The following is an 11,211-nucleotide window of genomic DNA, read 5'->3' on the forward strand; positions in this document are numbered from 1 at the left end:
TCTTTAGTATTATACGATATTATCTTGTTACAAGTTTTTGCAAAGCTTTTTTCGACAAATCAGCAATTTATTGCACATCAAGTGCATCAATCGACAGGTTTTCTGCATCTTCCGAGGTCAGTTTTAACTGATAAGTCCCCGCATTTATCATCGTTCCTGTACTAGTATTATAGTAACTCCATTTCCCTTTTTTAGAAGGAGGAAAAACAATCAAATCACCTTTTTTAATTACTGTCCCGTTGGTCGTCACCATATCAAGCCTAACTTTCAATGATTGTTCCGTAGGATTATAATACTTTATTGTTAAGGAATATGTATCTGCTACACCCACGGCAATCGTCCATTCCATCACCCCTGCGGAAGGCTTTTTGAAAGAAACTCGTTCCTTTTCCATCAAAAATTCTTTCACTATTCCTTCGCCTGATAATTGAGCATTAGTCGCTTTATAGCTCTTGATAGTTTTTAAATCATAAGCAGGTTCTATGGTACTAGTTTGGTTAATCATCACTAAATAATGTGGTAACTTTTCAGAATTTATACCTAGCGAAACCTTTTCCCCTTTTAAAAAACGTTTTCTCAATACTTTAAATGACACTCCGTTTCGATAAGTGGTTTGTATCAAAAGTCCTGTTTCTTCAAAGCTAGTAAGCCACGCAGGTTTTTGCATGACTGGTTCAGCTATCGCAACAAAAACATCAACATTTCCGTTGACTGTAAAAGTAAGCTTTTCTGATGAATCATTTTTCGTAAACTGTAAGGATTCTGACCCGTATAAATTGGCTGGCAACGATACTATTTTCGCTTCGTCATCGGTATATACTTTGTCTCCAGTATCTAACCAATGTTGAATTGTACTTAAAGGTATTTCTTCAGATTGAATTAAACTCGAATTAGTAGCAGTTGCTTTTATTTTTTTATCTAAACTAGCTATTGCTATCGCTGAAATCAATGCTTGTCCAGATTTGATATTAGGGAATGAAATGACTAATTGTCCTCCTGATATTTTTACTTTAATGGTTTTCTTCAACGCTCCGTCGTGCCCAGCTTCTTTCCAGATGTCTAGGTTTTTCAAGACAGTTTTTTCATTCACTGCTACATCAAACAAACGCCAGCCTGTACAATCCATTCCACCGCCAGCACCAAACCAAGGTTCGATAAAATATAACTCGACTAGGTATTCTCCATCAGGAACATCAAAATGATACTTTAATTTATCACGCCCATAACGAAAGGTCTGGAATAATTTCCAATCAGGCGTGCCTTTAATTGGGTCAAATGTTCTTCTTTGACTTGCAAAGAAATTAGGTATTCCCTCAAAATCATCCGTCCAAGAACTAGAGCCCCAAGTATTTTTATTTGTCTTGTGCTGATCTGCCAACCACTTATTACCCTGCTTGTCCGTCAATTGATTTCCCCCACAATTTACTCTGTATAAATAATGATAATCTTTTTGTGGGCTTACTAAGTCTTGTTTTCCTTGATAAAATAGCTTAAAATGCGGTGCTTCTGGAAGATGATTTAATACGATATAGTCTTTGGCAAGGGCTTTTCCTTTTACATAAGCAACGGCATACAACACATTGTATTGTATATCAACACCATCCCATTGGAAATGAAAGCCTATTCCATTTCGCTTTCTTTTTCCCAAGGAAACGTGATTTACATCATTAAACAATTCTACTTCGTCAGCATTAGAATATACGATGATACTATCTTTTTTACCTGTAGTTGTCCAACGGTCTGGCCAAGTGTGAGATGCAATATATACCATAGGCTCTTTTGTTTTGGAAGCATAGTTTGCCCGAAACATATAAAAAACATCTAATGGTTCTTCCCACGGCGTTAATAAACCTTTGTAATTAACAGGCCCAACACGGTCTAACTCACGTAGACCTTCCCCTCCTTGCACTCTTCCTGGGTTATCGTGTGAATTAAAAAGCCAAAAGAAATGACCTGTGGTTTTGTCTTTAGCAGCTTCCGCTAAACGTACCTTCAATTCCATCAAATTGGTCATTTTGTCTTCGCTAAAACCCTCGTTTTTATGTAAATCTAGGGTTCGCCAAGCACCATATTCCCCAATAAGTATTTGTCTTTCTACATCCTGACCATATAAATTAGGGTCGCCACCATAAGTGCCTGTCCAGTTCTGTGGAACATCCCAGTCTGTCCCTTTTCCTCCATTACAAGTAGTTATTTTCCGCTGCGAAGATGCTGTAGGGTCAAGTTGACGAATAATATCGCTACATTCTCTGGCAAAATCTTCGGGCAGGGTACTTTCATTTTCCAAACCCCAAAGTACTATAGATGGACTATTTCTACGTTCTTTAACCCAATCTTTTAAAAGTGTCTTGAAGTTTTCTCTAAAAGCAGGTGTATCATACCACACATGTGCCGCCATTTGTGGCCACCAAAGTATGCCCGATTTATCCCAATATTGCTGATAATCTAAATTATGCGGTTGGTGAGCGTCCCGAAAAGCATTAAACCCTGCCGACTTGATTTGCTGTACCCTAGCATAAATTTGCTCTTTGCCGAAAGCATGGCTATTTCCGATTAGGTGTTCATATTCTGCGATACCATTGATAAAAATAGGTTTTCCGTTCAATAAAAACTGTTTTGAGTCCTTTTTCCCAATAGGCCAACTGATGGTACGAATACCATAATCTGTTTTTATTTCATCTATTTTTTTCCCATTTTCAAATACACTTGTGCGTAATTGATAGAGATACGGGTCGGCTAAAGACCAAAGGTGTGGTTGATTGATGGGAAGAAACTGCTGGTTAATGGTAACAGTGGTATTAGAAGTAACTTTCTCTTGCGTCTCTGCTTTTGTTATAATTACACCTGTTTTATCGATTAGTTCATTCAGTATCGTAATCGTTGCCGATGCTTTTCCATAATTCTTAATCTCTGTTGTTAATTTCAGCGTAGCCGATTTTTCTGAAGCCGTTGAATCATTCCAGATATGAACACCAAAGGGTGCTATCCGTACTTCATTAGTAATGATTAAATGAACTGGTCGAAAAATACCCATCGGTTGTGAACCTTCAGAAAAACCTCGTTCAGGTGAACATCCCCCACAAACCCAAGGTAAATCTTGGATATTGGCAGGGTGGTCGGCACGAACTGCTAACGTATTTACCTGATTATCAAGCAAAATATATGCTGTAACGTCTAATGTAAAAGTAGTTCTTCCACCCGCATGCGTACCCACTTTTTTACCATTTAGCCAAACGGTGGCATAAGAGCTCACACCTTCAAAATATAAGAAAAAACGTTTACCTAGTTTCTGCTCTTTTATTGTAAAGTTTTTGCGATACCATGCATAACCATGTTTATTGCCGTGAAGCATTCGCCTATATCCTTCGTATTGGTCCCAATTATGCGGGACATTTACATTTTTCCATGTCGCGACTGAAAAAGTATTTTGCTCAAAATGGGCAAAAGCATTGGAAAGGGAATCGTTAGCTGTAGTAAACCAATTGTTATCTAATGAAATATCCTTGCGAAGAAATGTTTGTCCTTCGGAAGGATGGGACAAAAAAAGTGTCAGAATTAAAAAACTATATAAGAATATTCTCATTATTGCAACGCTCCATTAAATGTATAACTTTTACCCTTCGTGGTTTTAAAATCAAGCACTTTATCTCCATACCTCAAAGCGCATTTTTCTCCTGCTTTTGATAATATTTTCAGACTTACCAACTTTCCTTCCTTCCACGTAAAATCTAATTCAAAGCCACCTCTGGCTTTGATTCCCTTTACAGTTCCTTCTTTTAAATCACTCGGTAAAGCAGGCAACAAATCAATGTATTTTGTATGACTCTGGATGAGCATTTCGGCAATACCAGCAGCACCCCCAAAATTACCATCAATTTGAAAAGGCGGATGAGCATCAAATAAATTTACATACGAACCACCTGCTCCACTAGCTGGACGAATTAGCATTTTAATCATTTTCATGGTATGATCTCCATCTTTGAACCTAGCCCAGAAATTGATTTTCCAAGCCAAACTCCATCCTGTTCCTTCGTCACCACGATAAATTAATGATTGTCGTGCCGCCTTCATTATCTCTGGTGATGTTTCCCAAGTAATGTCATTGCCGGGATGAACTCCCCATAAATGCGACACATGACGATGTTTGCTAGTCGTATCATCTTTATCTTCTAGCCACTCTTGCAACTGTCCGTATTTTCCAATTTGGTTAGGAGCTATCTGCTTATATTTCGTTAATAAAGTATCTCTAAAAGCCTTGTCAATTTCCAATACTTCACTGGCTTCAATACAGTTTTTGAATAAATTTCGAATGATTTGATGATCCATTGCAGGGCCTGCTACCAATCCCCCATTTTCTGGAGAATTAGAAGGTGTACTGATTAACCAACCCGTTTTAGAGTCTTTTACCAAGAAATCTACAAAAAACGCTGCCGCTCCTTTCATGATAGGATAAGCACGGTTTTTCAAGAAAGCTTTGTCTTGGGTAAATAAATAATGCTCCCACAGGTGCTGGCTCAACCATCCGCCACCACTCACCCAAATACCATGATTTGAAGCATTGATAGGGGCAGTTCCACGCCAAATATCAGTGTTATGATGCACCAACCAACCTCGAGCATTATAGTACTTTTTAGCCGTTTCCGAACCTTTGTTGGCCAATTCTTCAATCATCTTGAAAAGGGATTCGTGCATTGGTGACAGATTAAGTACTTCGGCTGGCCAATAATTCATTTCTGCATTAATGTTGGTAGTATATTTACTTCCCCAAGGTGGCGTAAGCAAGTCGTTCCAAATACCTTGTAAATTAGCAGGATTTGTTCCTAATCTGGATGAAGAAATTAGTAAATACCGCCCATATTGTACATAGAGTGCCGCGAAAGATGGGTCTGAGTGATGTTGAAATTGTTGTATTCTCTCATCAGTCGACAACTTGTCCATATTATCTTTTCCAAAGTCAATTGAAAAAGTATTATAATATCGTTGATATTCTTTCAGATGGTTTTGCTTGATGGTAAAAAAGGCTTTTGGATTTGTAGCGGTAAGTTGTTGGATGCTTTGAAGCCTCTTTTTACAAATTTCTATTGGATTGGCAGATGTATTTGCATAATCAATAAAATTGGTTGCTGCCACTAAATAAAGCGTTACATCATCTGATTGTTCAACTGAAATTTTATTGTCATTGACACTAACTTTCCCATTTTTAGCAATAACCAATAGATTGCTTTCTCCTTTTAAAACTCCATTCCGAACTTTTACAGATAAGGATAAAGTATGATTATCTATGTTGTGAACTTCAAAATATTTATGCGGGCTTGTTAAGCTAGCCTCAAAGCTAATACTTTTCAACTGACTGGCTGAAAGATGTACTACTATTGCCTGATTGGGTTCACTAGCAAAATACTCTCTGGTAAACTCTATTCCTTTTGAGGTATAGCTTGTTCTAGCAATGGCTTCTGATAGCAATAATTCTCTTTTATAGTTGGAATAGTTTTCCGTACCTTTAAAATCTAGGAATAAATCTCCAAAAGGCTGATAATCAGCCTGATATTTTCCAATAACTGGTGGCTCGTCATTTTGAATAAAATATTTCCAGTCTTTTACCAAGGATATTCTTTGCACGCCATTTTCTCCTGCTGGATAAATTCCGATATGTCTGGTAGTATCCTTATATCCTGCTATTCCTCCTTTATCAAAATAATTAATTACCTGAATAGCGATACTATTCTTTCCTACCTTTAATACTTCAGCAGGAATTTCATATTTTCTAATATCTGTGCTGTTGGTTGTACCAATTAACTTTCCATTTATATAAGTAAAATCATGGTCGCGAATTCTATTTAAATCCAATATCAAGTTTTTACCTTTCCAATTTTCTGGTAAATCAAAAGTAGTTCTAAACCAAAGTGCACCGTCTAATCCTTCCAGCCCTACCGTTTCCCAACCTTCATAAGTTGGTACTTTGATAGTCTTCCAAGCAGTATCATCAAATTTATCGTCAGCAGGATTTCCAGAAAATTCTTTTAATAACGTTAATCCCTTTAGCCAGTCTTCTCGTTGTCCTTCACTACTTTTTGTGCCCATGAATTTTTCTTGGGCCAACAGTTCAGCCTCTTTTTGCTTTCCTTCTTGTAATAATCGACGGATTTCTGCTAAGTGTTGTGATGCGTTTGGGCGATTATAATTCCTTGGTTCACCTGTCCATAACGTCTCTTCATTAAACTGTATCCTGTCTTTCTCTACTCCTCCAAAAACCATTGCACCCAATCTGCCATTTCCAATTGGTAAAGCATCCGTCCATTTTTCCGCAGGCTTTTTATACCAAAGTTTATAGGCTTGCGCATTGGTGAGCAATGGTAAAAAAATAAAAAGAATGCTTTTGAGTAAAGAAGTAGATTTCATGATGAATAGTCTATGGATTTGTCAGTTAAGGGATTTAAGTATAACATTATGTATAAAAATATTACTCAACTCTTACTATTAGGGGGCGACTTAAGTCCTAACGATTACCCACATCTTTTAAGAAGTTGAAATGAAGATGTAATTATTGACAAAATTGTTTCAAATAGGCTTAAATCATCTTTCAAACTGAGCTTTGGTCGTCTCATGTCACAGCCTGACTACCTGAAGCTCTTATTTCTAGCGAGGGACTTAAGTCCCTCGCTAGAAATAAATACCTTGATTACCAGCTATTTATATACTTGTGGGTAATCAATAGGACTTAAGTCGCCACCTAAAGGAAAGATTTGACATTAGTAACTTATAAATTCACCTCTAAATGTTTTAATTTTTTAGCTTGGGCTATTTGTTTTCCTTCAACAAATACCACAAAGCCTTTGCCTTTTCCGTATTTTTTTCCTGTTTTATCCCAAAGAATTGTCAGGTTTTTCCCGTGATAAAAAACGTTGTCTAAACAAAACCAATCCCATTGTTTTTCAGGTATTAATGGATTGATTTCTAATATATTATCAGCTCTAGGTTTTAGTCCAACCAAATCATTAATAATCAAATCTGCAAAACTTGAATGATTATAAAATTTACTTCTTGGGTTATCCCCTTTCAGCCATTCTCCATTTTTTTCATCCTGATACTCACCCAAATACAACTTGCCATTCATTTGATGTGAATTGGCATATTTGAATAATTCATCATAAAAAACCTGTGAACTCATCGTTCCATGATTTTTGTAATTAGTAAGCAAATTCGATAAACCTTTCAGGGTTTGTGTAGTGGCATAAGGCCAAAGGGGACCATCCCATTCGCAACCATGACCAGACCCATGTGTTCTAAACAGTGGATGACGACGCTCGGCAGTCGTTAATCCCCAAGGAGCTTTAAAGCCTGACGTATCCGTCAATTGATTCCATGCAAGGGCAACATTGGGTTTATCCTCAGGTAAATTAAAATACCAAGGAATAAAACCGATAGCCTCACGTGCATCTGAAAAACCATTTGTTTTTTCAAGTTTTACTTTGAAAAATGAAGCCTTTCCGTCCCATAAATTATCTAATGTCAATTTTCTAAGTACTGTCGCTTTCTGCTCATACTTTTTTGCTATCGTATCGTTATGGACAAGATTTGCCATTGCAGTTAAAGCCTTGGCATTGCCATACATATAGCTATTGATGGTAGGACGAATGTTCTTTTCTTTTCTTCCGCCACTGATAGATTCTTCCATGGCATCTTTTACATCAAATTGGTAGAAAAGCTGATTGGGTAATTGTTTTTCTACTTCCCATTTTCGATAATCAGCTTCCAGTGTCAAAAGATTTTTTTCGATAAAAGCCTTATCTAAATTCACTAAATAACGATTGTAAACTGCATTATCCACCCAACTACTAAATCCATGAAAACGTTGAACGGTGTGTTTTGGGTCAACATCCAACCAAAAAGTAATATAATCGTTAATGTATTGTTGATTTCGTAGCCAACGTCCCTCGTAAATGTGATGCCCTAAAGCACTACTCACAGCGTTGTGTTTCCCTGCATGATTTACTTTGGTGATAAATTCTGTAAAAATAAATCCGTCGGAAGTTTGTTTAAGATGCTTACGCAATGCCCACCAACGGTAATAATATACTTTCTGAATGACCGAATCTGGACATTCAAACAATGGAATATTCTGAGAAAGCCAGTCAAAGGATTGGGCATTAGGCACATAATTTACGACAGCTTCATCATCTGACGCATTAAATTCTGTTACGAATCCTTTTAGTTTATCCGTTGATAATATTGTTGCTTTTTGGGCAGATGAGTTATAACCTTGCCAAAACAAAATCATTAATAAAAAAGAAAATCTTAATTTCATCATTCAAATCTATGTTTAAACCAGTAGGTTTTCGGATTAAAAACTCAAAGCTTTCAGCTTCTAGCTGAAAGCTATTTACTCAAATAGCCAATCAATATTTTTCTTGTTGCCCGCCAAGCCTGCATCTGAGATAGGTATTTCTTGATTCCCTTTCATAAAGCCCAGTACTAAGCAAGCTCCTTTGCCAAGATTCAAGGTATGACTTCCTGCTTTGAACGAATAAGCATGAATATTTACAGCAGGAAATCCAGCGATGAGCAAAGCATTAGAAATCTTAATTTCAGATTGTCCGTAATCATTAGCACTGGCATCCGTTTCTAATTCAGGTGATTGCAAGAATTTACGGTTTTTATCATTAAAGAATCCAACTAATAACTTTACAGGCTCTGCAGTCGTAAACGTCAGGCTAGTGCCCACTGTCTGTTGCTTCTCTTTACTAAACTTTATTCCTTTTAGTTTTTTTAATTCAACAGCCAAATCGCTAATAGCTGATAAAGTATCTGAAAATACTGGTTGCGCTTTTTCATTCTGATAAAATCCTTCAATGTTTGAGGTAATTTTTACTTCAACATTTTCAAAAAGTATAGGTTGCTTGATGATAACATTTTTCTGAGATTTTAAAGAATCAATCGAAAACTTAAATCGTGTCAATTCTTTTTGATAAACAGGCAACATTTCTTTCCAATGAATAAAGGTTGCATCTACACCTCGCATGGGTATTTTACGCTGTTTGGTTTGCATACTATTGGCATACAAATAGGCATTTTGCGTATATTTCACTAAGTCGCCAAAATGTCTTACGCTACTTTCTAAATAGGGTAATGCTTTTTCTAAATCTTTTATGTCATTGGAATTTTTATAACGAAGTACTGCTAATGAAGCTCTTACTTTTTCTGCATAGAAATTTGCCATGGCATCATAACAATAAGTATCGTTTTTCAATCGAGCAAATTCTGCTTTATCCTTTGTTACAAATTTTGAAGCCTTATTGATAGCTACAACGGCTTTTCTACCATGTTCTACTACTTCGTCAGCCACTCTTACTGGGGTTTCTCCTATGTGTTTTTCATTTTTCCACTCTTTATCGGCATATTCAATAATCATTTCGCCTTCAGGTGCTTCCGATTCATACAGCATCGTGAACAAACCATAACGGAATGGATTTATTAACTGTGTCATTAACATCCCCAAAGTAAGTGTTTGACGATTACCATCGGTAATACCATAACGTCTAAGCAATTTTGGTGAAATTTCTCCCACTTCTTCCATTGCTTCCAACACATTTTTTGCCTTTTCCTGTGGCAAACCATATTTATTGGCTAGTTCTTTACCCCAATAATTTACTTCGGTATCACGCTTCCTATGAGAATTCCACGCATATCTTGCCCAAGTTTTATACCACATCCAATCTCTATCAATTTGCATCAAACGCTTGCCTCCCACTTTATCCGCCGCAAATGGCCAATCCCAATAAGATGCTTGTGGGTACAAATGCAGACCATTAGCCTCATAAGTATTATGCATGGCCAACACTGATTTTTGAATAAAGTCTGGTGAGCTATAACGAAAAGGTTCAAGATTTGCTAAAATATGCACATTCTCTACATGAACCGTCCCGATTCTACTTAAACTTCTGTGTAATTCAGCCCAAGAACCTCGTGGCGTATAAGTCGTCAGTGCTTCTCCGTTGAACTTCGCCATGGTGTATAGGTTTTTATACAATGGCAAAGCCTCTTTCATTACTCTTGGCGCATCAGTATCATGCGCACGTAGAACGATAGGCGGTTCAGTTGTTTGTCCTAGTGCTTTCAAACCATCTTGTACCCCTGGAATGATTGTCTTAGTAAACCAATCAACATCATCTTGCCCTACGCCTTCCATCGCTTCTCCTAACGTAATTAATAAACCTACATTTGGATATTTCTCCACAAAGGCAGCTATAGATTTACGCGTATAATCGGCAATAATAGGAATAATAGGACGATTACGGTCTTGTGTTTCCAAATGATGTTTTTCAGCAAAAGGTTTAGGTATAATAATATTATAAAACATCTGTATTACCCAAATACCTCGTTTGTCTGCTTCCTGTGTTAGAAAACGGAAAATGTCTTCATTCTTTTTGAAAGTCTCGTCATCAACTTCTACTGCATAAGGGTATTCTTTTAGTTTCACTAAAGACGAAAAAGGATGTCCATTCCATAAATACAAAGAATTATAACGGTTTTCTACCATCATATCTAAATACTGAATCCACATGGCTTTATCATAAAACCAAGGAAAACTCTCAGGCGTATACGGATATTCATAAGTTCCTCTTCCTGGCAATAAAGTTGGCTTTTGTAAGCCTATGCAAGTACCACGCAAAACCATTTCTGGTTGTTCGGTAATGTTGATTTCTTCTAATATTTTCCCTTTTTCTTTGATTTCCTCAGCTAATGCTAAACATCCATACAACACTCCTGACGCATCTTTCCCAACAATTGAGATTGGTTTGTTAAGGGTTTTTGCAATGGAAAATCCTTCTTTCTTAAGCTCTTTACGGTTGTCAATATTGTATAAAGAAAAGGCCTTTTGAAGCCTTTCATCTGATAAAGTACCTATTAAGATAACTGTCCCTTGTTCTTTTGTTGCTGAAACAAGCTTTACTGCTACTTGATAGCCTATTGCTGATAAACTTGTTTTAAGCTTGTCAGCACCAAATTTGATGCGTACTTGACTAGAGTCTGTCACTAAAATAGTAGCTAAACGTTTTTTTTGTGGACTTTGAAAAGCTAATATTTGTAAAGAAAAGCCACAGAAAATCAGCAGGTTAAGGATAATATATTTCAAAAAATTATTCATATGATGATATAATATATTGATAAAGCGATTGGACAACTTTTTTATTTTTAAGAAAAATCTAATAA

The 11,211-nt window shown here is 36.7% G+C and carries 4 protein-coding genes; all 4 read right to left on the bottom strand.

Features of this window, described 5'->3' with window-relative positions; all coding sequences use genetic code 11:
• Window positions 1–67: 67 nt before the first annotated feature.
• A complete protein-coding gene (locus AC07XN_RS05190) occupies window positions 68–3,583 on the bottom strand; it encodes a malectin domain-containing carbohydrate-binding protein (protein ID WP_494742270.1) in 3,516 nt (1,171 codons plus the stop codon).
• Window positions 3,583–6,399 carry a glycoside hydrolase family 95 protein gene (locus AC07XN_RS05195; protein ID WP_494742271.1) on the bottom strand — a complete coding sequence of 939 codons (2,817 nt, stop codon included), beginning with the start codon at window positions 6,397–6,399 and terminating at the stop codon, window positions 3,583–3,585. Before AC07XN_RS05195 ends, AC07XN_RS05190 begins: the two co-directional genes overlap by 1 nt.
• Before the next feature lie 358 nt (window positions 6,400–6,757).
• Window positions 6,758–8,308, bottom strand: a complete 1,551-nt coding sequence (locus AC07XN_RS05200; RefSeq protein ID WP_494742272.1) for an MGH1-like glycoside hydrolase domain-containing protein — start codon at window positions 8,306–8,308, stop codon at window positions 6,758–6,760.
• A 72-nt stretch (window positions 8,309–8,380) separates the two neighbouring features.
• On the bottom strand, window positions 8,381–11,134 hold the full coding sequence (locus AC07XN_RS05205) for an alpha-d-galacturonidase (RefSeq protein ID WP_494742273.1): 2,754 nt from the start codon (window positions 11,132–11,134) through the stop codon (window positions 8,381–8,383).
• Window positions 11,135–11,211 lie beyond the last annotated feature (77 nt).

The organism is Arcicella sp. GW458-12-2-14-TSB2 (assembly GCF_059423785.1).

Bases quoted from the DNA above. Each gene is read 5' to 3' on its own strand.
- AC07XN_RS05190 (WP_494742270.1), bottom strand. From the start codon at position 3,583: ATGAGAATATTCTTATATAGTTTTTTAATTCTGACACTTTTTTTGTCC.
- AC07XN_RS05200 (WP_494742272.1), bottom strand. From the start codon at position 8,308: ATGATGAAATTAAGATTTTCTTTTTTATTAATGATTTTGTTTTGGCAA.
- AC07XN_RS05195 (WP_494742271.1), bottom strand. From the start codon at position 6,399: ATGAAATCTACTTCTTTACTCAAAAGCATTCTTTTTATTTTTTTACCA.